The sequence below is a fragment of the Kribbella sp. CA-247076 genome (assembly GCF_050942445.1).
GTDB lineage: Bacteria > Actinomycetota > Actinomycetes > Propionibacteriales > Kribbellaceae > Kribbella.
This window is the reverse complement of record NZ_CP192051.1, coordinates 2,261,969-2,284,187: the sequence shown is the minus strand read 5'-3', so window position 1 is coordinate 2,284,187 and position 22,219 is coordinate 2,261,969. Positions and strand designations below refer to the sequence as shown.

Genomic DNA, 22,219 nt, shown 5'->3' with positions numbered 1-22,219 from the left:
CGACCCGGCCGCTGACCTCCGACGCCATGTGCGTGGGAGGTCAGCGGCCGAAGTCGGTGTTCACCGGCCTGCCGGTGTCGAGGACCCGCTGAGCCAGCGCCAGCCGGCGCACCATCGACGGCCGGAGTCGCGGGGTCGCCTCCGCGAGGGTCAGGAACTCGTGGCCGCGTGCCTCCACCTGGTCGATCGCCAGCCGGTCGATCGTCGCCTGGTCGAGGACGCCGCCGTCGAAGACGAACGCCAGCGCGTCGGACCAGATCCCGAGCGCCGGAACCCAGTCGACGACCAGCAGCGGGCCGATCGCGAGCGCCAGGCCGAGCTCCTCCTCGACCTCGCGGACACAGGCCTGGTACGGCGACTCGTCGTACTCGGCGATGCCGCCCGGGATGTCCAGGGTCGGCTTGTAGGTCGGCTCGAGGAACAGGATCCGGCCGGCCCGGTCGCGGATCAGCGCGCCGCCGGCCACGGTCTTGCGTGGCAGCCGGCCCGCGATCCCGGCATGGAACTCCCGCTCCGGCTCGCCCTCGGCGAGCAGATCGCCGCGGCGGATGTCGTCGTCCACGGTTCAGCACCCTCCCAGCCGGGCCGCCGATCCGCAATCCGGTCTTGTTTTCGGTCTACCGAACTTCTATGTTTTCGGTGTGCCGAAAACTCTCGCTGCCTTGCTGGTCCTCGCGCTCGGGTTCCTGCCCGGGTGCTCGACGAGCCAGGCGTCGGGCCACGACAAGCCGGTCGTGCTGACCACGTTCACCGTGCTCGCCGACATCGCGCGGAACGTCGCCGGCGACCACCTGCAGGTCGAGTCGATCACCAAGGCGGGTGCCGAGATCCACGGCTACGAGCCGACCCCGGGCGACATCCGGAAGGCGTCGGACGCCGACCTGATCCTGGACAACGGGCTCAACCTGGAGCTGTGGTTCCAGCAGTTCGTCGAGTCGGTCGACGTACCGCACACAGTCGTGTCCGACGGGGTCGCGCCGATGGACATCACCGAGGACTCGTACGCCGGCAAGCCGAATCCGCATGCGTGGATGAGCCCGAAGAACGTGCAGGTGTACGTCGACAACATGGTCGACGCGTTCTCCGAGCTCGACGCCTCGCACGCGGCCGACTTCGCGGCGAACGGGAAGACGTACAAGGCCGAGCTGCAGAAGGTGCAGGACGAGCTCGTCAAGGGGCTGGCGGCGGTGCCGAAGACGCAGCGCGCACTGGTCACCTGCGAGGGCGCGTTCTCCTACCTCGCCCGCGACGCCGGGCTGACCGAGAAGTACATCTGGCCGGTCAACGCCGAGCAGCAGGCGACACCGCAGCAGATCGCGTCCGCGACCGAGTTCGTCCAGACCAACGCCGTACCCGCGGTGTTCTGCGAGTCGACCGTCTCGGACAAGTCCATGCGGCAGGTCGCCGAGGGGACCGGCGCGGACTTCGGCGGCACGCTGTACGTCGACTCGCTGTCCGAGGCGGACGGCCCGGTCCCGACGTACCTGGACCTGATCCGGTACGACGCCGACACGATCGTCCGCGGACTCACGGGACGCACGTCATGAGCGCGATCGAGGTCGAGAACGTCGTCGCCCGGTACGGCGACGTGCTCGCGCTCGACCGGGTGTCGCTGACCGTCGAGCCGGGCAAGGTGACCGGGCTGATCGGCATGAACGGCTCCGGGAAGACCACGCTGTTCAAGGCGATCATGGGCATGATCCGGCCCGACCAGGGCACGGTCCGGCTGGACGGGATCGACCCGGCGGCGGCCCGGAAGCGCGGCCGGGTCGGGTACGTCCCGCAGAACGAGGACGTCGACTGGACGTTCCCGGTGTCGGTGCACGACGTGGTGATGATGGGCCGGTACGGGCACCAGGGTTTCACCCGCCGCCCGCGGGCCGCCGACCACGCCGCGGTGGCCGAGGCGTTGGAGCGGGTCGAGCTGACCGAGTACGCGGACCGGCAGATCGGCCGGCTGTCGGGCGGGCAGAAGAAGCGTGCGTTCGTTGCCCGTGGCATCGCTCAGGACGCCCGGATCCTCTTGCTGGACGAGCCGTTCGCCGGCGTGGACAAGCGGTCCGAGGCGACGATCGTCGGACTGCTGCGCGAGTTGGCCGGAGACGGTCGGGCGATCCTGGTGTCGACGCACGACCTGCACGCGCTGCCTCAGCTGGCCGACGAGGCGGTCCTCCTCCTGCAGCGGGTGCTGTTCCACGGGTCGGTCGCCGAGGCGTTGCAGCCGGCGAACTTGGCGCGGGCTTTCGGTCTCGACGTACTCGAGCAGGAGGGTGCGGCATGACGCCGCTCGACTACCTGCTCGAGCCGTTGCAGTACGACTTCATGGTCCGTGCGCTGATCACCACGGTGTTCGCGGCCGTCGTGTGTGCGGTGCTGTCGTGCTGGCTCGTGCTGCTCGGGTGGTCGTTGATGGGTGACGCGGTGTCGCACGCCGTACTGCCCGGCGTGGTGATCGCTTACATCATCGGTGCGCCGTTCGCGCTCGGCGCGGTCGTGTTCGGGTTCCTCGCGGTCGCGCTGATCGGGGTGGTGCGCGACACCAGCCGGGTCAAGGAGGACGCGGCGATCGGGATCGTGTTCACCACACTGTTCGCCTTCGGGCTGGTGCTCGTGTCCGTCACCCCGAGCCAGACCGACCTGAACCACATCATCTTCGGCAACATCCTCGGGGTCTCGACCACGGACCTGGTCCAGATCGGCGTCCTCGCCGCGGTGGCTCTGGTCGTGCTGGTGCTCAAGCGGCGGGACCTGACGTTGTACGCGTTCGACCCGATCCACGCGCACGCGATCGGGCTGTCCCCGCGCCGGCTGGGTGCGCTGCTGCTCGGCATGCTCGCGTTGACCGCGGTGGTCGCGCTGCAGGTGGTCGGGGTGATTCTCGTGGTCGCGATGCTGATCATCCCGGGCGCGACGGCGTACCTGCTGACCGATCGGTCCGGTCGCATGCTGGTGATCGCGCCGGTCATCTCGGCCGTATGCTCGGTGCTGGGCATCTACCTCAGCTACTGGCTGGACGCCGCCTCGGGCGGGCTCGTCGTCGTGGTCCAGGGAGTCGTGTTCGCCCTGGTCTACCTGTTCGGTCCGCGCCACGGGGTGCTCGGCAAGCATCTGACGGCCAGTCGCCGGCGCGCAGCCGCGATCGGATGAGCGGGAGGACGCGATGGAAGCCAGAGTCGTCGAGAACTACCTCAAGGCCGTCTTCAACGCCCGGGAGTGGTCCGACGAAGCGGTGACCGTCGGCGGACTCGCGACCCGGCTCGGCCTGTCCCCCTCGTCGGTGTCCGAGTCGGTCCGCAAACTCACCGAACGCGGGCTGCTCGCGCACGCGCGGTACGGCGCCATCGAGCTGACCGCCGAGGGACAGCGGATCGCGCTCGCGATGGTCCGCAAGCACCGGCTGATCGAGACGTTCCTGGTCCACTACCTCGGGTACGGCTGGGACGAGGTGCACGACGAGGCCGAGATCCTCGAGCACGCCGTCTCCGACACCTTCGTCGAGCGGCTGGCCGTCCGCCTCGGCGAACCCGACCACGACCCGCACGGCGACCCCATCCCGCGCGCGGACGGGACCATGCCGCCCGACGACCAGTTCCGGCTGGACACCGTCGGCGAGGGCGTCCGGGCCCGGGTCGCGCGGGTCTCCGACAGCGACCCCGAGCTCCTCCGTCAACTCGACCAACTCGGCATCACCATCGGCACCACACTCACCGTCAACCGCCGCGACGACGCCACGATCGACGTAGAGCACGACGGCACCTCCGTAGCCCTGGGCCTCACCACCGCCTACGCCATCCGCGTCACCCCCAGGGACCCGTGATGCTACGAGGACGCTCGCACAAGGGCCACTGGCTCGGCACGGTCATCGACGCCCCGGACCCGCAGGCGCTCGGGATGTTCTACCACCAGGTGCTCGGCTGGCGGATCCACAAGAACGAGCCCAACGAGTTCGTCCTGGCAGTGCCGGGCGACTCCGAGACGTACCTAGCCTTCCAGCCGCAAACCTCCGCGCCGTGGACCCGGCCGACCTGGCCGGCGGTCGAAGGCCGGCAGCAGATGATGATGCACCTGGACATCGAGGTCGGTGACCTGGAGGTTGCGGTCGCCCACGCCCTCGAGCTGGGCGCGACGCTCGCTGACTTCCAGCCCCAGGACAACGTCCGCGTCCTCCTGGACCCAGCCGGACATCCGTTCTGCCTGTATGTCGCCTGACCCAGCCAAAGTCTCGCCGTACCTCCACCACACCGCCGACAGCCACCCACCACACTCCGGCCTGCAGCTCGACAGGACATGTGCCGCCGCGACCTCGGGAAATACGGCAGTCCGCGCTCATCCATACCGGGCAGCGCGGGACACCTCCTGTCGAACTGCAGACCGGACGGCCTGTATGCACGTCCACCGAGCCCCGCGTGCGCTCGAGAACCGGCGCCTGGGCGGCCACTAATCGTCGGCGAAGGCTAAGCCTCGAGCACGGAGTTCTTCTTCGAGGATGCGGATGGCTTTGGGGCCGACGCCGTGGATCTTGAGGAGCTCGGCGGGAGTGACGGCGGTCAGGTGCTCGTAGCGCGTGTAGCCGTTGGCCGCGAGCTCGCGCGGCGCGACCTTGCCCATCCGCCGCGGGAACTCCGTCGGCTCCACCACATCCTCCGCCACGCGCACGATCCTACGACGCAGCCCCGGGTTGGTGGCCGCCGTGTGGAGGGCGGTGCGGGCGGCGGCGACAGACGGGTGGTTGGCGGTGCCTCGGCGGTAGGCAAGGTGAGTACGGCGCCGGATCTCCAGCGGATTGAGTACGACGCCGCCGGGAGCCGCGACCGCGCCCAGGTCAGGGACGAAGGCGACACCCTGACCGGCCGCGACCAGCGCGAGTACGGCGCCGAAGTCGTCGGCGTGGTGGCGAATCCGCGGCGTGAAGCCGGCCGCCTCGCAGGCCCTGATCGTCATCGCGTGACACAGCGTTCCCGGCGTACCGGCGATCCAGGTCGCGTCGTGGCGTGCGGGCAGCGGCTCGTCGGTCAGCGCGGCCAGATGGACGGTCTCTTCCAGCAGCGGCTCGGTCTGCAGACCCTGGTCGGAAACGAGCGGCACGTAGTCGTACTCCTGGATGAGGGCGATGTCGAGGCTCTCGTCGCGGAGCGCGTCCGGGACCGCAGCTGGGTCCAGTTCGGTCACCGTGAGATCCAGGCCCGGGTGGTCCGTGCTGAGCGCCACCAGCGCAGGCGTGAGGATTGTCGACACCGCCGTCGGAAACACTCCGATCCGCAGGGTCCCGCTGAGCGCTGTCGCGGAAGCGGCCAACTCGGCCGCGGCCTCCTGCAGGGTCGCGAGAACCTCCTCGGTGCGCTCGACCAGTCCGAGAGCCGCCGGAGTCAGCGTCACCCGACGACCCGTGCGTTCCAGCAGTCGTACGCCGGTCTCCCGCTCGAGAGCCGTGAGTTGTTGGGACACCGCCGACGGCGTGTATGCGAGCGCCTCGGCCACGGCGGCGATCGTGCCGCGGCGGGCCAGTTCACGGAGTAGGCGGAGCCTCCGGACGTCGAGCATAAGGTGAGCTTACGCTCATCGGCAGAAACGTGAACTGGACCTGATGAAGGCGACTCAGCGAGAGTCGACGGCATGGCATTCCATGGGCTCTTCGTTCCGCTGATCACCCCGTTCACCGCCGACGACCGGCTGGCCGACGACGTACTGGAGGCGCTCGCGCACGCCGTCCTCGACGACGGTGCGGTCGGCATCGTTGCCTTGGGCACCACTGCTGAACCGGCCACGCTGACGGCCGCGGAGCGTCGTAGGGTTGTCGACATCTGCGCCGGCGTGTGCGAGCAGCGTGGTGCGACGTTGATCGTCGGCGCGGGATCCAACTCGACCGCCGGCTCGATCGAGGCACTCGCCGGCCTCGACCCGCGGGTCGACGCGGCGCTGACCGTCGTTCCGTACTACACCCGCCCGTCCGAGGACGGCGTCGTCGAGCACTTCCGCCGGCTCGCGGCGGCCAGCCGCGTGCCGTTGATCGTCTACAACGTCCCCTACCGCACCGGCCGTACCCTCGGAGCCGACACCTGCGCGCGGCTCGCACGTATCCCGAACGTTGCCGGATTCAAGCATTCCGTCGGCGGGATCGACGACGCCACGATGGAGTTCCTGAGCACGCGACCGGCCGACTGCGCCGTACTCGCGGGTGACGACCTCTACACGGCGCCACTGCTCGCACTCGGTGCGACCGGGGCGATCCTGGCCAGCGCCAACGTCGCCACCCACGCGTACGCCGACCTCGTGGCCAACTGGCTCGCAGGCCCCACCGACGACGGGCGTCGCCTGAACAATCTCCTGCTCCCGCTGTCCCGCGCTCTCTTCGCCGAGCCCAACCCGACCGTCATCAAGGCCGTCCTGACAGCTCAGGGCCGGATCCCGAGCCCGCACGTCCGACTCCCGCTCCTCCCCGCCGGCGCCGCGTCGACAACCGCCGCCCTCTCCGCCGCGGAATCGATCAGGATTCGAGAAGCTCCGGCGGCGGCCGGCTCCTTAGGGTGAGAAGCACCAGAACGGATCGCCAGACAAGGACACTCCGATGGCCACTGCGAAGAAGACCACCACCGCCAAGGACAAGTCGTACGACGGATTCACCGAGGAGGAACGCGGCGCGATGAAGGAGCGCGCCCGCGAGCTCAAGTCCTCCCGCGGCAAGGCGGACGACGAGACCGCCGTCCTCGAGAAGATCGCCGAACTGCCGGACGACGAGGCCGCGATGGCCCAGCGGATCCACGAGCTGATCAAGGAGCACGCCCCCGAGCTGAAGCCGAAGCTCTGGTACGGCATGCCCGCCTACTACAAGGACGGCAAGAACGTCTGCTTCTTCCAGGGCGCCGGCAAGTTCAAGTCCCGCTACTCCACGTTCGGCTTCAACGACCCGGCCAACCTCGACGACGGCGACTTCTGGCCGACCGCGTTCGCCCTCACCAAGCTGACCCCCGCCGTCGAGAAGAAGCTCACCGCCCTCGTCAAGAAGGCCGTCAGCTGACAGTGTCGGCGCCCGTCCCTAGGGTGAGGTCCAGTAGCTGAGCCGAGGAGGGGCGATGACGCGATTCAGCCGGTCGGACGACCTGCGGGGAGCGACGTTCCACGACACGAACCTGACGGGCGCGCGGTTCCTGGGGGCCGACCTGACCGATGTCGTCATGCGCGGCGTCGAGGTACGGCGGACGGAGATCGACTCGCCCTGGCTCGCCGACGAGGAGAACGTCGTGCTGGTCAACGGCGTCGACGTGGTCCCCTTGGTCGAGGCTGAGCTCGATCGCCGCTTCCCCGGCCGCGAGGACCGGCGTGCCCCGGATCCGGCCAGCCTGCGCGCGGCCTGGGCCGCCGTCGAGGGGACCTGGGCGGCCACGCTCGAGCGCGCCACGGCGATGCCGGCCGGCGCGGTCGACGAGTCGGTCGACGGCGAGTGGTCGTTCGCGCAGACCCTGCGGCACCTCGTCCTGGCCACCGACGTCTGGCTGCGCAGGGCGATCCTCGAGCTGGAGCAGCCGTACCATCCCCTCGGCATCGCCAACCCCGAGGCCGAGGAGGATGGCCTTGACGTGTCGGTGTTCACCACGGAGACCCCGTCGTACGACGAGGTGCTCGAGGCCCGCGCCGGCCGGGTCGCGATGGTGCGGGACTTCATCGCCACCGTCACCCCCGAAGAGCTGGCCGTGGCGAGGAAGAACCCGTGGTCCCCGGACCACCCGGAGACCACCCTGTCCTGCCTGCACGTGATCCTCGAGGAGGAGTGGGAGCACCACCGGTACGCCGTCCGCGACCTCGACACGATCGCGGCCCGGGAGCGACCGCCGAGCGCCTGACCCGGGCTGCGCGGAGCCTGCACAGCCCCGTGGCACAATCGGCCGGGTGCAGATCGGGATGCTCGGTTCCTTCGAGGTACGCACGGACGACGGCGTCCTCGCCGACGTACCGGGCGCCCGGTTGCGTGCGCTGCTGATCGCGCTCGCGCTCGAGCCGAACCAGGTGGTTCCGAAGGCGACGCTGGTCGACTGGATCTGGGGTGAGCACCCGCCCGCGGAGGCGGCCAACGCCCTGCAGCGGTTGGTCTCCCGGCTGCGGAAGGTGCTGCCCGACGGCTCGGTCGAGGGCCAGACCGACGGCTACCGGCTGAAGATCGATCCGGACGCGGTCGACGCCGTCCGGTTCGAGCGCCTGCTCGCTCCCGCCCGCGACGGCGAGGAGCCCCAGCGAGTACGCCGACTGCGCGAGGCGCTCGCCCTCTGGCGCGGCCCGGCCATGCAGGACATCGGTCTCCAGGACAGTACGGCGTTCGACGCGGCCGCCACCCGGCTCGAGCGGCTCCGGCTGACCGCGATGGAGGATCGGTACGACGCCGAGATCACCCTCGGCCACGGCGCCGACCTGGTCTCCGAACTGACCGACCTGGTCGCCGCCCACCCGGTGCGGGAGCGCCTGGTCGGCGCGCTGATCCGCGCCCTGGTCGCGTCGGGCCGCGACTCCGAGGCCCTGCTCGTGTACGAACGGACGCGGAAGACGCTGGCCGACGAGCTCGGCGTCGACCCCTCGCCGGAGCTCGCCGAGCTGCACCTGGCGTTGCTGCGAGGCGAGCTCGGACGGAAGACCGAGAGCCCGCCGTCCAACCTGCGCGCCGAGCTGACCAGCTACGTCGGCAAGGCCGCCGACGTCGCCGCGGTCACCGACCTGGTCACCGGCCACCGGCTCACCACCTTGATCGGACCGGGCGGCTCGGGGAAGACCCGGCTGGCGTCGGAGACCGCGCGTTCGCTGCTCGGCGACCTGCCGGACGGGGCCAGGATGGTCGAGCTCGCGGCCATCGGAGCCGACGACGACGTGGCCCAGGCCGCGCTCGCGGCGCTCGGTCACCGCGACGCGCTGCTCGGCGGGCCACCGGATGCCGAGCCGACGGACCGGGTCATCACCGCGATCGGCGACCGGGAGCTGCTGCTGATCCTGGACAACTGCGAGCACGTGATCGAGTCGGCGGCGACGTTCGCCCACCGGGTGCTCGGCGAGTGCCGTCGGCTGCGGATCCTGGCGACGAGTCGCGAACCCCTCGGCATCACCGGCGAGGCGTTGTGGCACGTCGTACCGCTGATCCTGCCCGACGAGAACGCCGACCTCCGCGACATCGAGTCGTCGCCGGCGATCCAGCTGCTCCGCGACCGGGCCGGCGCCGTCCGCACGGATCTCGGGCACGACGCCGCCACGCTGAGGACCATGGCCCGGGTCTGCCGGGCACTGGACGGGATGCCGCTGGCGATCGAGCTCGCCGCGGCCCGGTTGCGCACGATGACCCTGGACCAGCTCGCGAACCGGCTCGACGACGTGTTCCGCCTGCTGACCGGCGGCAGCCGGACCGCCCTGCCGCGGCACCGGACCCTGCGCGCGGTGATCGACTGGAGCTGGGAGCTGCTCAGCGAGGCCGAGCGAGTGGTGTTGCGCAGGTTGTCGGTCTTCGCGGGCGGCGCGAGCCTGGAAGCGGCCGAGCACGTCTGCTCGGGTGAGTCCGTCGACGCGCGCGACGTACTGGAGCTGTTGACCGCGCTCACCGAGAAGTCGCTGGTAGTTGCCGAGGGCTACGAGGCTCCGCGCTACCGGATGCTCGGCATGGTCCGGGAGTACGCCGTCCAGCGACTCGAGGAGGCGGGCGAGTCGGAGCTGGCCCGGCATCTGCATCTGGCGTACTTCACCGAGCTCGCCGAGACCGCGGACCCGCATCTGCGGCGTACCGAGCAGCTCGAGTGGCTCGCCGTACTCGGGGCCGAGCACGACAACATCACCGCGGCCATGCGCGGCGCGCTGGCAGCGGGCGAGGCCGAGGGTGCTATGCGGCTGGCCGGCGCCGCCTGCTGGTACTGGTGGCTCAGTGGTCACAAGACCGAGGCCAACGAGCTGCTGATGGCGGCCACGGCGCTGCCGGGCGACGTGCCGAACGACGTGAAGGCGGTCGTCTACTCGTTCGTCGTCGGGTTCGGGGTCTCCGGGCGGAGTGATCAGTACGACGCGGCGGAGTGGATCCACGAGGCGTACCGGGTCAGCCGTGAGGTCGAGAGCGCGCATCCGGCCGTGCGATTCGCCGGCGCGATGGAGCGACTGCTGGAGGCGCCGGAGGAGCACGTGCCGGCGTTCGAGGAGCTGCTCACTGACGACAATCCCTGGGTCCGAGCGCTGGCCCGGCTGCAGCTCGGCAAGCTGCGCATCCATCAGGGCGACGGCGGGACTGACGCGGACCGGTACCTCCAGGAGGCACTCACCGAGGCCCGCGCGATCGGCGAGCGGTGGTTGACCTCGTTCGCGTTGACCGAGCTGGCTGACCGCGTCGCCGTACGCGGTGAGTTCGGCAGTGCATGCGACTACTACCTGCAGGCGACCGTCGTGGTCGAAGAGGTCGGCGCGACCGAGGACGCCGTACGGCTGCAGGCGCGGCTGGCTGAGCTGTACTGGCTGGCGGACGACGAGGAAGCCGGTGCGTCGGCCATGGCGGAGGCGGAGCGGTTGGCTCGCCAGGTGGCCTGGCCGGAGGCGCTGGCCGAGCTCGCCCTGTCGAAATCCCGGCTCGCTCGCTGGACCGGCGACGTCGAGGAGGCGAGCCGGCAGCTCGAGATCGCATCGGCCAGGCTGGCGAGCACCGCCGACCGGCCCGGTGTCCGCGGGGTGATCGCCGAGTTGAGCGGCTACCTCGCGCCGGACCTCGCCCAAGCCCGTGCGGACTTCACGGTCGTCGTCGAGGTCATCCGTCAGGTCGGGTCCGCGCTCATGCTCGCGAACGCGCTCGTGGGTCTCGCCGACCTCGCGCTGCGTCAGGAGCGGTACGAGCTGGCGGCCCAGTTGCTCGGGGCAAGCACAGCTGTGGCCGGCCTGCGTGATCGCTCCAACCCGGACATCGACCGGATCGAGCAGGACATACGGCGTCGCCTCGGCGACACGGGGTTCACCGAGGCGACGCAAGAGGGTGCGAAGGCGGACTGGAGGGCGTTGGCCGAGGTCACGCTCGCTTCGTGAACGTGTTGGACGCCCACAGGTAGCCGACCAGGGCGATCCCGACGCACCAGGCCACGGCCGGGATGACGTCGCCGGCGGCCGGCGTACCGTTGAGCAGCCCGCGCAGCGTCTCGATGATCGGTGTGAAGGGCTGGTACTCCGCGAACTGCCGGACGCCGGGGCCCATCTTGTCGGTCGGTGCGATCGCGCTGCTGAAGAACGGCAGCATCACCAGCGGCACCGACGCCAGGCCCGCGGTCTCCGGCGACTTCGCCGCCAGCCCCAGAGCGATCGTCAGCCAGCCGGCCGCGAAGCCGAGCAGTACGACGACGCCGATCACGCCGAGCCAGTCGACGAAGCTCGCCGACGGGCTGAAGCCGAGCAGGAACGCGACACCGAGGATCGCCGCGATGGCGAGCAGGTTGGTCAGCAGACTGGCGACGACGTGCCCGGTCAGCACCGCGCTGCGCGGCACGTCCATCACCTTGAACCGGTTGATGATGCCCTTGGTGGCGTCGGAGTTGACCGACACCGCCACCGAGCCCAGGCCGTAGCAGACGGCCAGCAGGAGCAGGCCCGGGGTCGCGTAGTCGACGTAGTCGACACCGACGCTGAACGCGTCTCCGAACACGTACACGAACATCAGCATCACCACGACCGGCATCAGGACCGCGTTGAACACCGTCATCGGGTTCCGGGCGATGTGCTTGAAGTTGCGGCGCAACATCACGATCGACGGGGACTTCATTTCGCGACTACCTCCGTGGTGTGGCCCGTGAGGGCGAGGAAAACGTCATCGAGGTCCGGGGTGCGGACCGAGAACTCTTCGGCGCTCAGCGAGTACTCGTCGAGCCGGTCCAGCAGGCCGCGGACCGACTTGGTGCCGCCGTCGCTGGGGACCTGCAGGGTCAGGGTCTCGTCGTCCCGGGTGGAGTCCGGCATGATCCGGGCGGCCGCGTCGAGCTCCTCGGCCGTGCCGAACCGGAACCGGACGTGCGTCCCGGGGATCTGCCGCTTGAGCTCGTCGGGGGTGCCCTGGGCAACCAGCCGGCCCTGGTCGAGGACCGCGACCCGGTCGGCCAGCTGGTCGGCCTCCTCGAGGTACTGCGTGGTGAGGAAGATGGTCACGCCGTCGGCCACCAGCTCACGGATGATCGACCACATCGTCCGCCGGCTGCGCGGGTCCAGCCCGGTCGTCGGCTCGTCCAGGAAGATGATCCGCGGATCGCCGACCAGCGTCATCGCCAGGTCGAGCTTGCGGCGCATCCCGCCGGAGTACGTCGTGGCCGGCTTCTGCGCCGACTCCGTCAGCTCGAAGCGGTCCAGCAGGTCGGCGACCAGCTTCTTGCCGTCCCCGGCCGGGATCCGGTGCAGGTCCACCATCAGCTGCAGGTTCTCCTGCCCGGTCAGCAGCTCGTCGACCGCGGCGAACTGGCCGGTCACCCCGATCGCCGCCCGGACCGCCTTGGCCTCGGTCGCGACGTCGTACCCGGCCACCCGGACCGTGCCGCCGTCGGCCTTGATCAGCGTGGTGAGCACGTTGACCGTGGTCGTCTTGCCGGCGCCGTTCGGACCGAGCAGGGAGAAGATCGTCCCCGCGGGGACCTCCAGGTCGATGCCGTCGAGCACCACTTTGTCTTGGTAGGCCTTCCGGAGGCCGGAGGCCGTGATCGCTGAAGTCGTCATGCGACAACAGTGCGTGGGCGCCCGGACACCGCCCTGACACTGTCCTGACACGGCTGACAGCCGCGTCAGTGCGGTGGCGGGGCGGTGTCAGCGCACCCCGTCAGAGTTGCTCCTGTCACCACGTTTCGACACATTCCTGAGGAGCACACAATGCACACCTTCGCCACCACCGCCCCGGTCTCCGTCGTCCTCGACATCCCGGCCGGCCGGATCCAGTTCGTCGCGACCGACCGGACCGACACCACCGTCGACGTCCAGCCCGCGAACGCCGCGAAGAAGCGGGACGTGCAGGCGGCCGAGGACACCACGGTCGACTACGCGGACGGCGTACTCCGGATCCAGGGCCTGGTGAAGAACCAGATCCTCGGCAGCTCCGGCTCCGTCGACGTCACCGTCAACCTGCCGGCAGGCTCCCAGGTCGAGGCCAAGGCGGCCAGCGCCGAGCTCCGGGCGACCGGACAGTACGGCGACTTCGCGTACGAGGGCGCCCACGGCGCGATCGAGCTCGACGAGGTCGCGAACGCCCGGCTGACCATCGCGGCCGGCGACGTCACCATCACCCGCCTCGACGGCTCCGCCGAGATCTCCGCGTCGAAGGGCGACATCCGGATCACCGACGCCGTCCGCGGCAACGTCGTACTGCGCACCCAGGCCGGCAACATCACCGTCGGCTCGTCTGCCGCCGCCACCCTCGACGCCGGCACCACCCTCGGCCGCATCGACAACACCCTCAAGAACGCCGCCGACACCCCCGACGTCACCATCCACGCCACCACCACCCAAGGAGACATCACCGCCCACGCCCTCTGAGCGAGTCACCGACGGGGCGGACCTTTTCGAGCCTGTTGGAAAGGTCCGCCCCGTGACACCCCGCGGTGGTCGACTGAATCAACCGTCGACAATCCCCTGGGAGGACTCATGGGACCCCGAACGCGAACGGCCACCGCAGCCCTGACCCTGCTCACCACCCTCCTGGCGCTCACCACAACCCCCACCCACGCAGCGCCCCCACCATTCCCAGACCAGTCACCCGCCCCTCCGGCGGCCGCGCCTTTGGCAGCGGCGACTTCGGCAGCGGCGGCGCCTTTGGCGGCTGCGGCGGCGCCGACGACCTCGCCGGCCGCGGCGTCCCGGGTGTACCTCCCGCCGGGCAGCCCCAGCGTCAACTGCGACGTCGGCTACGCCTGCGCCTCCGTCCCCTACGGCAACGGCTACTACTGGTTCAAGTTCTACAAGTACGGCACCTACACCCTCCACAACTGGTTCGGCGTAGGCGTAGCCAACAACACCCAAGGCTTCGGCGCCGCCATGAGAATCCTGGGCGCCAACGGCAACCAACTGGGCTGCGAACCACCCCCAGTCCGAGACCTCTACAACTGGACCCCCGTCTACTACATCCGCCTAACAGCAACCCCCTGCTAACCGCACGACCGCGCAGCTTAGGGTCCGGCAGTGACGTACGGCGACGTGTCGGCAACACCAAGCCGAGCGCAAAGCATCACGACGGGCGTCCACGGCCAGGCCGGGCGGCGAACCGGCCGGCCCCCTTGGCGCCCTTCGGCACCCGTGACTGCCGACCGTCGCCAGACCGCACGCGCACATCGACCGACGCTCCGCCAATGATCGACCCGATCTGCTCTCGCAGTCCTTCGAAGGCAGGTTCGAAACGGCGCCGCTCGGCCTCGCCGATCCCGTGCGATGCGGCGACTCTGCGCCAGTCCGCGGTCGCATCGTCGACCTCCCGCAGGATCTGCTGGGCTTCGCGTGAACTCAGGTCGAACGTTTCGGAGTACATCATCAACCCGGTCAGCTCGTCCGTTCGGCTGCGTGCACCACCGATCCCGGTCACCCGCTCCTCGGAGATGTTCGGATTCGGGTTGATGTCGAAGACCGGCGACAGCCTCCATCCACCTGCATCGCGCAGGAAACCGTGGTTCCGCAGATGGTCGTCGGTGTTGTGGATCGCCACCGAGAAGGCGATTCGCCGCCAGAGCTCGTGGAGGTCCGTCCTCACTCGCGCGCCGTGCTCGGTCAGCGTCTCCGCAAGCTCGACGTAGTCGCGGACATCCCCGTCGCGTCCCTCGATCAAAGTCATCGCGCTGATGTACCCACGGCGTCGTACGTCGTCACGATCGAACCGCTCGAGCACCAGTACATGGCGGCCGTCGATCTGTAGCAGCTCACTTCCCGGGACCTCGATCCCAGCCCGCTCAGCCAGGTCGAGCGCTGTCTTCTCCCAGGCCATGACATCCCAGTCGTCACCACGGTGCGGGAACTTTGCGATCAGCAATCGTCCCTCGTCCCGGACCGATGCCTTCGGTCGCGCACCGCCAAGTGACCCCGAGCCCGCGTCCAGTAGCACCTTGATCGCGGCGAGGTCGTCCCTGCCCTCGGCGACCTGATCGGCTGCGTGGAGCAGTCGCGGTAACTCGACCAACTTCGGCACTTGCAGGTCAGGGTCGAGAAAGGGGCCATCGGCATCGAGCCTGAATCGAAGTGCGCCTTGCCGCGTCAGGTCGCTCACACCGATGAGGTAGTCCACATCACCCAGCGACCGTGGGCTCAGGCCCTCTCTGAGCGCCAGTGCTTGGTGGCGTTTGGTGATGAGGTTTCTGCCCCAACGGTCTGGCGAACAGTCCGCGAATGCGCCTGGGAGCCCCTCGATCCGTTGAGGGCCGGCGAACAGCTCGACGGCGGGGTCGACGGCGTACGCGCCCTTACGACCGAGGTAGCTGGGAGCGTACTGAAAGGAGGTGGATGAACCTCGACGCTGAGTCAAGTACGCCGTGCCGACGTCGACCGGCTCGCCGTCGATCTCGACGCTGACCAGGAGCGAAGACGTCACGTCCGCACTCGCTTCGGGAGCGCCTCGTCCGCACGCGCCCGCCCTAGGTCGGTCTCGTACGGATCGAACGAAGCGACCACCCGGTCAAGTGCGCCCAGCACACGAGTCACATTGAGAAGTACGTCAAGGCCGACGGTCGTCTCGCCATGCTCCAACTTCCGCAGTGTCCCTCGAGAGATCCCGGCCCGTTCGGCCACTTGCGCGGTGGTCAGCCCCTGAAGCTTCCGCCACGCCGTCAGATACGCCCCGATCCGTTCCGCCCCCAACCGAGTCCGCGCGGGTACTGGCCTAAACATCAGCCACCTCCTTAGTGACCACCAGACTGACCACTATACCGGATAACGCGCACTCTGGCGGCCGTTGTGGCTTCCTCAGCGCTTGTAGGCCCCCTCGGCGTATCGCCAGTAAGCCTTCGTCGACGCCAGCCGAAGGGAACTCGGTCTCAGTGCAACGCGAACGCCATCCAGCGAGGCACTCCACTGACCCGGGCGCCGTTACGCTCGTGCGGTGACGCGGACCTCCACGCCTTCGGTCATCTTTCTCAACGGCGCCTCGTCCTCCGGCAAGACGACGTTGGGCAATGCGCTGCAGGACACCTTGGACCAGCCTTATCTGCTGATGGGTTTGGACACGTGCTTCGCAATGGTCCCGCCCCAGTGGGCCGGCGGTCCGATGGGCGCTCCCCGGGACCAGGGATTCCAGTACGTAGACCTACCGGAGGAGAACGGCAAGCCCGTCACCGCCATCTCGTACGGCCCGGTCGGCCTGCGCATGCTGAAGGGCTTTCACCGAGCCGTACGCGAATTCGTCCAGGCCGGGAACCGCGTCATCGTCGACGAGTTGATCCTAGGACCCGAGGTAAGAGACCACTGGTTAGCAACTCTCGCTGACCTCGACGTCTTCTCGGTAGGCGTTCACTGCAACCTCGATGAACTGGAACGCCGAGAGACCGCACGCAACGGACGCACAGGCCTCGCCCGCTGGTCCGAAACCCGAATCCACGAAGGCATGCCGTACGACCTCCGGGTAGACACAACCACCCAACCAACAGAAGCCTGCGCCAACCAAATCGCATCAAGCACACTCGATCTGTGGCAGATGAGCGGTGATGTCGGCAACATCGACAACCGTCATGGACGACGGTGACAAGCACAGATCGGAGGGCTGACTCGTGCCCGGAATCTGCGCAGTCGGAGCGGAAACCATTGGTGCATGTCCGAGCGCGACGCCACCCTGGATGACATGCGTCTCACCTTCCTGCACGATCCGCGCGGCGAGAGCCTGACGTTGATTCGGCGGGCGGACGGCGCAGTTTTCACGCTCTCGTCGTACACACGCAAGTGGCGCGTACCGCATGACCTCTCGCATGCGGTGACCGAACGGGAGCTCGGCATCGCCGACGGGATCTTCGGCGTGATCGCGGCAGGCGCGGTCTTCTCGACCATGACTCAGATCGAGGGCAAGGCACGCTACGACGCCAAGGTCCGTAGCGACCGCATCGTGAAGGCCGCGAAGGGTATCGGAGTCAGTGAGGCGATTGCGGCGGTCATCCATGAAGCCGTCGAGAAGCGGCGACCGACGCCGTACGCCCAAGTGCGCGAGAGTTGGGGAGTCATCTCTCAGGATCCTTATCCGTATCCGGACGAGGACATCGACCGTGCCACGACTGTGCTGCGGGAACTCGGCGAACAGTGGAGCGCAAGTCCCGAGCCCCTGGACTTCCCGTGGCCGGCCAGGCTACGGGCCACCGATCCTAAGAGCGTGCGAGTCCGGGCGCGCTAGCGCCCCAGACATCTCGACCGCGACCTGGGCGGTGCGCGCTCGTCGGCGCCTCTCGCCTGACAGCGACACCATCGAGGAGGCTGTGAGCGAGAGGCGAGGCGTTGGCTGCGGGAGGCGAGCGGTCCTCCCAAACTTCTCCCACAGACCCCTCAACGAGAACAGGTCAGGGGGCGGAAATGCCTCCTGACCTGCTGGATCTTGCGGTGGAGCTTAGGGGATTCGAACCCCTGACCTCTTCCATGCCATGGAAGCGCGCTACCAACTGCGCCAAAGCCCCGAAGGTGTTGCGGTGTCTTGCGACTCCGGAAGTTTAGCGGATGAGTGGCTCCAAAGAAAAATCGGATACACCCCTCCCCGGTAGCTCCGGAGAACGCACATAGGCACCGCGGTTGTTGCCTTGCGTCACCGACGATCCCGCATCGAACCAGAGCACGTACGGCGGCCCGGTCGCGACGGGGCTTACGGCCGCCGACCGTCGCAGATCGATCGCGCCGACGGACCGCCAGGCCATCACAACGCGAAGGCCGCCGCCGGCGGCACGCCTGGAACGCGAGGCAGTCGAGAATTGTGATGGCCCGCACGTCCGCTCCCGGCCCCCGAGGCGCGGGCAGCCAGCGGGCGTACGTAGCACCCTCGGTCACCGCCTACGTGTGCTGCGACTCCGGGGCACCGCCGAGCGCAGGACGCCGGACCCCGGGCGCGCGCCGTGTCGACGGGTGCCGGAGACCGAAGGGTGACAGACGAACGCCCGGGCGACCGCGTTGCCGCCACTGAGCCGTGTCCTGCACGCGGCTCAGTCGTCCGCCGAGCGCGGTGAGCCCAGCCACAGCTGGCGGCGCGCCGAAGGCGCCGGAAGGTCAGCCGCCGCGGAGCGGCGTCCATCCCACCCGTCCACCGTCGTCCGGCGCGTCTCGTACACCCGTCCACGGTGGTCCGCCGACCACCTTGTACGTCCACCACGGCTCGCGGAGCGCCGAAGGCGCCGGAAGGTCTGCCGTCGCGGAGCGGCGTCCTTCTACGGGTTCGCGGTTGTACGCCGAGCGCAGTGCGCCGGACTGCGGTTCGCGGCGCGCCGAAGGCGCCGGAAGCTCCGCCGCCGCGGAGCGGCGTCCTTTGGCGGTCCTCAGCGTTGGGGGTCGTCGCTCATTACTGGTTCGGGGAGGGAGCCGGCGTTCCATTCTTCGATTCGCCAGCGGTGGTTGCGGCTCGGGAGGAGGGAGACCCAGTTGCAGTTGGAGAGGCCGCCGAACGCGGGCCAGTGGTCTTGGGGGATGCCGAGGAACACGCAGATGCCGACCCGGGCGGCGAGCCCGTGGGTGGCCACGACGACTGTGTCCGCGGAGCCGCCCTGGTCGGCGATCCGCTCGAGTGCGGCCGAGAACCGCAGCGCGACCTCTTCGACGGTTTCGCCGGCGGTGCCGCGGCGTTGGGGTTCGCCGGCGCGGATGCGGGCGGCGGCCTCGGGGTGGATGGCGGCGAGCTCGGCCATGGTCATGCCGGCCCAGTCGTCGACGTCGATCTCGCGGAGGGCTTCGTCGTACTCGACCTTGAGGCCGGTGAGGGCGGCGAGCTCGGCGGCGGTGGCGGCGGCGCGCTGGAGGTCGCTGGCGAACAGGCGGGTCGGGGCGAGCGAGGCCAGCCGAGCGGCGGCGGCGCGGGCCTGGGAGATGCCGACGTCGTCGAGGGGGATGTCGGCCTGGCCCTGGATCTTGTCCTGCAGGTTCCACTCCGTCCGGCCGTGACGCCAGACGATCAGGCGGCCTGCCGTCATTCTGCGGAAGGGATCGGCGAGGGCAGCGGGATCACCGGGCAGTCGCGCCAGAGCCGCTCGAGGGCGTAGAAGCTGCGCTCCTCGGAGTGCTGCACGTGGATGACGACCTCGAGGTAGTCGAGCAGCACCCAGCGGCCTTCGCGGGCGCCTTCGCGGCGGACCGGCTTGGCGTCGAAGTCGACCCGGAGCTTCTCCTCGACGGCGTCGACGATGGCGCGGACCTGGCGGTCGTTGGAGGCGGACGCGACCAGGAAGGCGTCGGTGATGGCGAGTTGCTCGGAGACGTCGAACGCGAGGACGTTCTCGGCCTTCTTGTCGTGGGCCGCCTCGGCCGCCGCGGTGAGCAGCTCGATGGCGCGTTCGGTGGCTGGCATCTGGTTCCTAACGGTTGGTGTAGAGCTCACGCTTGGCGATGTACTGGACGATGCCGTCGGGCACGAGGTACCACGTCGGGTTGCCCTTGGCGACCCGCTCGCGGCACTCGGTGGACGAGATCGCCAGCGCGGGCACCTCGAGCAGGGTGATCCGGTCCATCGGCAGCTTGTCGAGCGGGAGCTCGAGACCCTCGGTGCCCGGCCGGGTACACCCGACGAACTGGGCCAGTTTGAACATCTCGTCGACGTCGCGCCAGGTGAGGATCTGGGCGAGCGCGTCGGCACCGGTGATGAAGAAGAGCTCGGCGTCCGGGTACAGCTTGGACAGGTCGCGCAAGGTGTCGATCGTGTACGTCGGCCCCGGCCGGTCGATGTCGACCCGGCTGACCGAGAACCGCGGGTTCGACGCCGTCGCGATGACCGTCATCAGGTAGCGGTCCTCGGCCGGCGAGACCTTCCGCTCCGACTTCTGCCACGGGTGGCCGGTCGGGACGAAGATGACCTCGTCCAGGTCGAAGTACGACTGCACCTCGCTGGCGGCGACCAGGTGACCGTGGTGGATCGGGTCGAACGTGCCGCCCATCACGCCGAGGCGCCGGACCCGCTCCACAAGTGCCACGTCAGCTCGTCAGGCCGCTCAGCTGTGCGGCCGCCCCTTGCCCATGATGACCGTGATCGCGAGCAGCAGGACGAGCACGAACAGCGAGAACCCGCCGTACCACCACGGCGAGATGTGCGCAGCCTCGGCGCCGGCCTCTTCGACAGCCGCGAACAGCGGCAGCAGGTGCGTTTGCATGCCTCAGAGCCTATCTCGTGTCCACCGACAGGAGCGCGACCGGGCGCCCAGCGGGCTCACCGGTCGCGCGGGAGTCGGGTCAGCTGTGGCGGATGTGGCGGGTCAGCAGCCGGCGCCAGACGGACGGAACGGCGGCGGCGCGGTTGTACCGGGCGGCGGCGCGGTGCAGCTCGTCGATATGTGCACGGGCGACTTCGGGGGTGATCATGATTCCTTCACTGGGTAGCAACGACGGTATCGGGACGGACGATCCCGACACCACACATTCTACGCCGCGCCCGCAGCATACACAAACGAATTGAAGGTAGATTGGACCACAGGCCTAAGAATCTGTGGCAAACGGGAGGATGTACGCCGATGGACGTGATCGACCGGCAGCTGATCGAGGCACTCCGGGCGAACGGCCGGTCCAGCTGGGCCGAGCTCGGCCGCGTGGTCGGGCTGTCGGGTCCGAGCGTCCAGGAGCGGGTACGGCGGCTGGAGGAACGTGGAGTGCTGCTCGGGTACCGCGCCGTGGTCGCGCCGGAGCGGGTCGGCCTCGGGACGAGCGCGCTGATCGGGCTGTTCCAGCGCGACGACGTGGAGACCGACGACATCGTCGAGCAGGTCCGGGAGATCGTCGCGGTCGAGGACTGCTGGTTCGTCGCCGGCGACCAGGAGCTTGTGGTGAAGGTCCGGGTCCCCGACGTCACCCAGCTCGAAGCGGTGGTCGGCTCACTGCGCCGCGTCAACGGCGTGGTCCGCACGCGCACGACCGTCGTCCTGTCGACCCGCTGGGAGGGCCGCCCGGCCCCGCTCCCCGACCAGGGCTAGTACGACGCCCGCCGCGAGCGCCAGCCCCGCCGCGACCGGGAAGAGCAGCCCCGGAGCGTGTTCGTACGCCGATCCGCCGAGCGCTGGCGCGAGGAACATCCCGCTGATCGACGCGGCGGCGTACAGGCTCGAGTACCGGCCGACCATCCCCTCCGGCGCGGCGTCGGCGACGTAGGCCGTGGCGGTCGGTTTGTAGAGCATCTCCCCCGCCGTGATCACCACGATCGCGAGCGTCGCCCCGGCCAGCACCTGTAAGACCCCGAGCGCCGGCAGCACCCCCAGCACCGCCAACCCCGATCCCACCAGCGCGAAGCCGACAGCGATCACCCGAAAGGCGCGGTGACCGCGGAGCCGGACGGCGAGCGGCGCCTCGCAGCACACGATCACCACCGAGCTCAGCCCGATCAGCACCCCATAAGCCACCGCAGGCGAACCGGCGTCCCGCAGCAACAACGGCATGGTCGCGAACACCTGCCGATACACGGTGTCCACCACGACGATCGTCGCCAGCAGCACCACCACGGACCGATCCCGCAACAACGCCCGCCACAACCCGGCGGAAACCCGCGCGACAGTACGACGGCCGGCCGGCACGAACCGCCAGACGATTACCGCCAGGACGAGACTCGACACCGCGTCCAGCACGAAGACCAACGAGAAGTCGAATGCAGCCAGCAGTCCGCCGAGCGGTGGTCCGATGGTGAACCCGGCGTTGCTCGCCGTCCGCGAGAGCGCGATGCCTTCCCGCCGACGCGAGTCCGGCAGCGCGGTCGCCACCAAGGCACTCAGGTTGGGCCGACTGGCTCCCCCGAACAGCCCGGCCACCGCGGCGAGCACCCCGAGACCGGCGGTCGGCACGAACGGCATCGCCGCACACGACACCGCCCACAGGAGTTGACTCGCGACCGCGGCCGACCGCAGCCCGAAGCGGTCGCCGAACCACCCGCCGCCGAGGTTGCCGCCGAGCAGACCGACGCCGTACGCCGCCGCCGCGAAGCCGGCCTCCCCGGCCGACATCCCGCGGTCCTCGACCAGGTAGAGCGTGAGGTAGATCCACGCCAGCGCCCCCGCCGAATTCACCAGCTGCCCGGCCATCACCGCCTTCAGCCATCCCGGCAGTTCCGCGATCCGTCGCCAGTACATGGCACCCC

At 69.3% G+C, this 22,219-nt stretch carries 26 protein-coding genes and 1 tRNA gene; 14 read left to right on the top strand and 13 right to left on the bottom strand.

Features of this window, described 5'->3' with window-relative positions:
- Positions 1 to 40 precede the first annotated feature (40 nt).
- On the bottom strand, positions 41 to 562 hold the full coding sequence (locus ACQPYZ_RS11085) for an NUDIX domain-containing protein (protein WP_433167372.1): 522 nt from the start codon (positions 560 to 562) through the stop codon (positions 41 to 43).
- 79 nt (positions 563 to 641) lie between these two features.
- Between ACQPYZ_RS11085 and ACQPYZ_RS11080 the strand changes: the two genes are divergently transcribed.
- From ACQPYZ_RS11080 to ACQPYZ_RS11060, 5 genes are read left to right on the top strand one after another with little or no spacing between them, the layout of a single operon-like run.
- Positions 642 to 1,547: a metal ABC transporter substrate-binding protein gene (locus ACQPYZ_RS11080; protein ID WP_433167371.1), complete on the top strand. Its 906-nt coding sequence runs from the start codon at positions 642 to 644 to the stop codon at positions 1,545 to 1,547.
- Positions 1,544 to 2,281 (top strand): metal ABC transporter ATP-binding protein, encoded by a 738-nt coding sequence (locus tag ACQPYZ_RS11075; RefSeq protein WP_433167370.1) that lies wholly within the window; start codon positions 1,544 to 1,546, stop codon positions 2,279 to 2,281. Before ACQPYZ_RS11080 ends, ACQPYZ_RS11075 begins: the two co-directional genes overlap by 4 nt.
- Positions 2,278 to 3,147: a metal ABC transporter permease gene (locus tag ACQPYZ_RS11070; RefSeq protein ID WP_433167369.1), complete on the top strand. Its 870-nt coding sequence runs from the start codon at positions 2,278 to 2,280 to the stop codon at positions 3,145 to 3,147. The genes ACQPYZ_RS11075 and ACQPYZ_RS11070 overlap by 4 nt, the downstream gene beginning before the upstream one ends.
- Before the next feature lie 13 nt (positions 3,148 to 3,160).
- Entirely contained in the window at positions 3,161 to 3,817 is a 657-nt protein-coding gene (locus tag ACQPYZ_RS11065; protein ID WP_433167368.1) for a metal-dependent transcriptional regulator, read from the top strand.
- A complete protein-coding gene (locus tag ACQPYZ_RS11060) occupies positions 3,817 to 4,209 on the top strand; it encodes a VOC family protein (protein ID WP_433167367.1) in 393 nt (130 codons plus the stop codon). The genes ACQPYZ_RS11065 and ACQPYZ_RS11060 overlap by 1 nt, the downstream gene beginning before the upstream one ends.
- Positions 4,210 to 4,437: 228 nt before the next feature.
- Here the strand turns inward: ACQPYZ_RS11060 and ACQPYZ_RS11055 are convergent, their stop codons facing one another.
- Positions 4,438 to 5,541, bottom strand: a complete 1,104-nt coding sequence (locus ACQPYZ_RS11055) for a LysR substrate-binding domain-containing protein (protein WP_433167366.1) — start codon at positions 5,539 to 5,541, stop codon at positions 4,438 to 4,440.
- A 72-nt stretch (positions 5,542 to 5,613) separates the two neighbouring features.
- On the opposite strand from ACQPYZ_RS11055, the gene dapA reads away from it, so the two are divergent.
- The 4 genes from dapA to ACQPYZ_RS11035 are packed head-to-tail and all read left to right on the top strand — an operon-like array spanning position 5,614 to position 11,022.
- Entirely contained in the window at positions 5,614 to 6,528 is a 915-nt protein-coding gene (dapA, locus tag ACQPYZ_RS11050) for a 4-hydroxy-tetrahydrodipicolinate synthase (protein ID WP_433167365.1), read from the top strand.
- A 37-nt stretch (positions 6,529 to 6,565) separates the two neighbouring features.
- Entirely contained in the window at positions 6,566 to 7,015 is a 450-nt protein-coding gene (locus ACQPYZ_RS11045) for an iron chaperone (protein ID WP_433167364.1), read from the top strand.
- A gap of 55 nt (positions 7,016 to 7,070) precedes the next feature.
- On the top strand, positions 7,071 to 7,838 hold the full coding sequence (locus ACQPYZ_RS11040; protein WP_433167363.1) for a DinB family protein: 768 nt from the start codon (positions 7,071 to 7,073) through the stop codon (positions 7,836 to 7,838).
- Between the two features lie 46 nt (positions 7,839 to 7,884).
- A complete protein-coding gene (locus tag ACQPYZ_RS11035) occupies positions 7,885 to 11,022 on the top strand; it encodes a BTAD domain-containing putative transcriptional regulator (RefSeq protein ID WP_433167362.1) in 3,138 nt (1,045 codons plus the stop codon).
- On the opposite strand, the gene ACQPYZ_RS11030 is transcribed toward ACQPYZ_RS11035, so the two are convergent.
- Complete coding sequence (locus ACQPYZ_RS11030; protein WP_433167361.1) at positions 11,006 to 11,749, bottom strand: ABC transporter permease; 744 nt, start codon at positions 11,747 to 11,749, stop codon at positions 11,006 to 11,008. The genes ACQPYZ_RS11035 and ACQPYZ_RS11030 overlap by 17 nt on opposite strands.
- A complete protein-coding gene (locus tag ACQPYZ_RS11025; protein WP_433167360.1) occupies positions 11,746 to 12,687 on the bottom strand; it encodes an ATP-binding cassette domain-containing protein in 942 nt (313 codons plus the stop codon). The genes ACQPYZ_RS11030 and ACQPYZ_RS11025 overlap by 4 nt, the downstream gene beginning before the upstream one ends.
- A gap of 150 nt (positions 12,688 to 12,837) precedes the next feature.
- Between ACQPYZ_RS11025 and ACQPYZ_RS11020 the strand changes: the two genes are divergently transcribed.
- Together ACQPYZ_RS11020 and ACQPYZ_RS11015 are read left to right on the top strand one after the other, a co-directional pair.
- A complete protein-coding gene (locus tag ACQPYZ_RS11020) occupies positions 12,838 to 13,497 on the top strand; it encodes a DUF4097 family beta strand repeat-containing protein (protein ID WP_433167359.1) in 660 nt (219 codons plus the stop codon).
- Between the two features lie 276 nt (positions 13,498 to 13,773).
- Positions 13,774 to 14,109, top strand: coding sequence for a hypothetical protein (locus tag ACQPYZ_RS11015; RefSeq protein ID WP_433167358.1), 336 nt, complete (start codon positions 13,774 to 13,776; stop codon positions 14,107 to 14,109).
- 76 nt (positions 14,110 to 14,185) lie between these two features.
- On the opposite strand, the gene ACQPYZ_RS11010 is transcribed toward ACQPYZ_RS11015, so the two are convergent.
- On the bottom strand, positions 14,186 to 15,466 hold the full coding sequence (locus tag ACQPYZ_RS11010) for a type II toxin-antitoxin system HipA family toxin (RefSeq protein WP_433167357.1): 1,281 nt from the start codon (positions 15,464 to 15,466) through the stop codon (positions 14,186 to 14,188).
- 62 nt (positions 15,467 to 15,528) lie between these two features.
- Positions 15,529 to 15,828 carry a helix-turn-helix domain-containing protein gene (locus tag ACQPYZ_RS11005; protein WP_433167356.1) on the bottom strand — a complete coding sequence of 100 codons (300 nt, stop codon included), beginning with the start codon at positions 15,826 to 15,828 and terminating at the stop codon, positions 15,529 to 15,531.
- 211 nt (positions 15,829 to 16,039) lie between these two features.
- Here ACQPYZ_RS11005 and ACQPYZ_RS11000 point away from each other — a divergent pair, with 211 nt between their 5' ends.
- Positions 16,040 to 16,678, top strand: coding sequence for a chloramphenicol phosphotransferase CPT family protein (locus ACQPYZ_RS11000; protein WP_433167355.1), 639 nt, complete (start codon positions 16,040 to 16,042; stop codon positions 16,676 to 16,678).
- A gap of 66 nt (positions 16,679 to 16,744) precedes the next feature.
- Positions 16,745 to 17,314, top strand: coding sequence for a hypothetical protein (locus tag ACQPYZ_RS10995; protein WP_433167354.1), 570 nt, complete (start codon positions 16,745 to 16,747; stop codon positions 17,312 to 17,314).
- 204 nt (positions 17,315 to 17,518) lie between these two features.
- On the opposite strand, the gene ACQPYZ_RS10990 is transcribed toward ACQPYZ_RS10995, so the two are convergent.
- The 6 genes from ACQPYZ_RS10990 to ACQPYZ_RS10965 form a co-directional block, all read right to left on the bottom strand.
- Positions 17,519 to 17,591, bottom strand: a tRNA-Ala gene (locus ACQPYZ_RS10990).
- A gap of 846 nt (positions 17,592 to 18,437) precedes the next feature.
- Positions 18,438 to 19,085 (bottom strand): histidine phosphatase family protein, encoded by a 648-nt coding sequence (locus tag ACQPYZ_RS10985; protein WP_433167353.1) that lies wholly within the window; start codon positions 19,083 to 19,085, stop codon positions 18,438 to 18,440.
- Positions 19,082 to 19,459 carry a ribosome silencing factor gene (gene rsfS, locus ACQPYZ_RS10980; RefSeq protein WP_433167352.1) on the bottom strand — a complete coding sequence of 126 codons (378 nt, stop codon included), beginning with the start codon at positions 19,457 to 19,459 and terminating at the stop codon, positions 19,082 to 19,084. The genes ACQPYZ_RS10985 and rsfS overlap by 4 nt, the downstream gene beginning before the upstream one ends.
- Positions 19,460 to 19,466: 7 nt before the next feature.
- On the bottom strand, positions 19,467 to 20,042 hold the full coding sequence (nadD, locus tag ACQPYZ_RS10975; RefSeq protein WP_433169656.1) for a nicotinate-nucleotide adenylyltransferase: 576 nt from the start codon (positions 20,040 to 20,042) through the stop codon (positions 19,467 to 19,469).
- A gap of 54 nt (positions 20,043 to 20,096) precedes the next feature.
- Positions 20,097 to 20,255 carry a hypothetical protein gene (locus ACQPYZ_RS10970; RefSeq protein WP_433167351.1) on the bottom strand — a complete coding sequence of 53 codons (159 nt, stop codon included), beginning with the start codon at positions 20,253 to 20,255 and terminating at the stop codon, positions 20,097 to 20,099.
- Between the two features lie 79 nt (positions 20,256 to 20,334).
- Positions 20,335 to 20,463, bottom strand: coding sequence for a hypothetical protein (locus ACQPYZ_RS10965; protein ID WP_433167350.1), 129 nt, complete (start codon positions 20,461 to 20,463; stop codon positions 20,335 to 20,337).
- 149 nt (positions 20,464 to 20,612) lie between these two features.
- Here ACQPYZ_RS10965 and ACQPYZ_RS10960 point away from each other — a divergent pair, with 149 nt between their 5' ends.
- Positions 20,613 to 21,068, top strand: coding sequence for an Lrp/AsnC family transcriptional regulator (locus ACQPYZ_RS10960; protein WP_433167349.1), 456 nt, complete (start codon positions 20,613 to 20,615; stop codon positions 21,066 to 21,068).
- Here the strand turns inward: ACQPYZ_RS10960 and ACQPYZ_RS10955 are convergent.
- Positions 20,970 to 22,211: an MFS transporter gene (locus ACQPYZ_RS10955; protein ID WP_433167348.1), complete on the bottom strand. Its 1,242-nt coding sequence runs from the start codon at positions 22,209 to 22,211 to the stop codon at positions 20,970 to 20,972. The genes ACQPYZ_RS10960 and ACQPYZ_RS10955 overlap by 99 nt on opposite strands.
- Positions 22,212 to 22,219 lie beyond the last annotated feature (8 nt).

What these genes read in the sequence shown, in the direction of transcription:
- ACQPYZ_RS11075 (WP_433167370.1), top strand. Translation starts at nt 1,544, where the DNA reads ATGAGCGCGATCGAGGTCGAGAACGTCGTCGCCCGGTACGGCGACGTG.
- ACQPYZ_RS11070 (WP_433167369.1), top strand. Translation starts at nt 2,278, where the DNA reads ATGACGCCGCTCGACTACCTGCTCGAGCCGTTGCAGTACGACTTCATG.
- ACQPYZ_RS11065 (WP_433167368.1), top strand. Translation starts at nt 3,161, where the DNA reads ATGGAAGCCAGAGTCGTCGAGAACTACCTCAAGGCCGTCTTCAACGCC.
- ACQPYZ_RS11060 (WP_433167367.1), top strand. Translation starts at nt 3,817, where the DNA reads ATGCTACGAGGACGCTCGCACAAGGGCCACTGGCTCGGCACGGTCATC.
- ACQPYZ_RS11055 (WP_433167366.1), bottom strand. Translation starts at nt 5,541, where the DNA reads ATGCTCGACGTCCGGAGGCTCCGCCTACTCCGTGAACTGGCCCGCCGC.
- dapA (WP_433167365.1), top strand. Translation starts at nt 5,614, where the DNA reads ATGGCATTCCATGGGCTCTTCGTTCCGCTGATCACCCCGTTCACCGCC.
- ACQPYZ_RS11045 (WP_433167364.1), top strand. Translation starts at nt 6,566, where the DNA reads ATGGCCACTGCGAAGAAGACCACCACCGCCAAGGACAAGTCGTACGAC.
- ACQPYZ_RS11040 (WP_433167363.1), top strand. Translation starts at nt 7,071, where the DNA reads ATGACGCGATTCAGCCGGTCGGACGACCTGCGGGGAGCGACGTTCCAC.
- ACQPYZ_RS11030 (WP_433167361.1), bottom strand. Translation starts at nt 11,749, where the DNA reads ATGAAGTCCCCGTCGATCGTGATGTTGCGCCGCAACTTCAAGCACATC.
- ACQPYZ_RS11025 (WP_433167360.1), bottom strand. Translation starts at nt 12,687, where the DNA reads ATGACGACTTCAGCGATCACGGCCTCCGGCCTCCGGAAGGCCTACCAA.
- ACQPYZ_RS11020 (WP_433167359.1), top strand. Translation starts at nt 12,838, where the DNA reads ATGCACACCTTCGCCACCACCGCCCCGGTCTCCGTCGTCCTCGACATC.
- ACQPYZ_RS11005 (WP_433167356.1), bottom strand. Translation starts at nt 15,828, where the DNA reads ATGTTTAGGCCAGTACCCGCGCGGACTCGGTTGGGGGCGGAACGGATC.
- ACQPYZ_RS10995 (WP_433167354.1), top strand. Translation starts at nt 16,745, where the DNA reads ATGTCCGAGCGCGACGCCACCCTGGATGACATGCGTCTCACCTTCCTG.
- ACQPYZ_RS10985 (WP_433167353.1), bottom strand. Translation starts at nt 19,085, where the DNA reads ATGACGGCAGGCCGCCTGATCGTCTGGCGTCACGGCCGGACGGAGTGG.
- rsfS (WP_433167352.1), bottom strand. Translation starts at nt 19,459, where the DNA reads ATGCCAGCCACCGAACGCGCCATCGAGCTGCTCACCGCGGCGGCCGAG.
- nadD (WP_433169656.1), bottom strand. Translation starts at nt 20,042, where the DNA reads ATGGGCGGCACGTTCGACCCGATCCACCACGGTCACCTGGTCGCCGCC.
- ACQPYZ_RS10970 (WP_433167351.1), bottom strand. Translation starts at nt 20,255, where the DNA reads ATGCAAACGCACCTGCTGCCGCTGTTCGCGGCTGTCGAAGAGGCCGGC.
- ACQPYZ_RS10965 (WP_433167350.1), bottom strand. Translation starts at nt 20,463, where the DNA reads ATGATCACCCCCGAAGTCGCCCGTGCACATATCGACGAGCTGCACCGC.
- ACQPYZ_RS10960 (WP_433167349.1), top strand. Translation starts at nt 20,613, where the DNA reads ATGGACGTGATCGACCGGCAGCTGATCGAGGCACTCCGGGCGAACGGC.
- ACQPYZ_RS10955 (WP_433167348.1), bottom strand. Translation starts at nt 22,211, where the DNA reads ATGTACTGGCGACGGATCGCGGAACTGCCGGGATGGCTGAAGGCGGTG.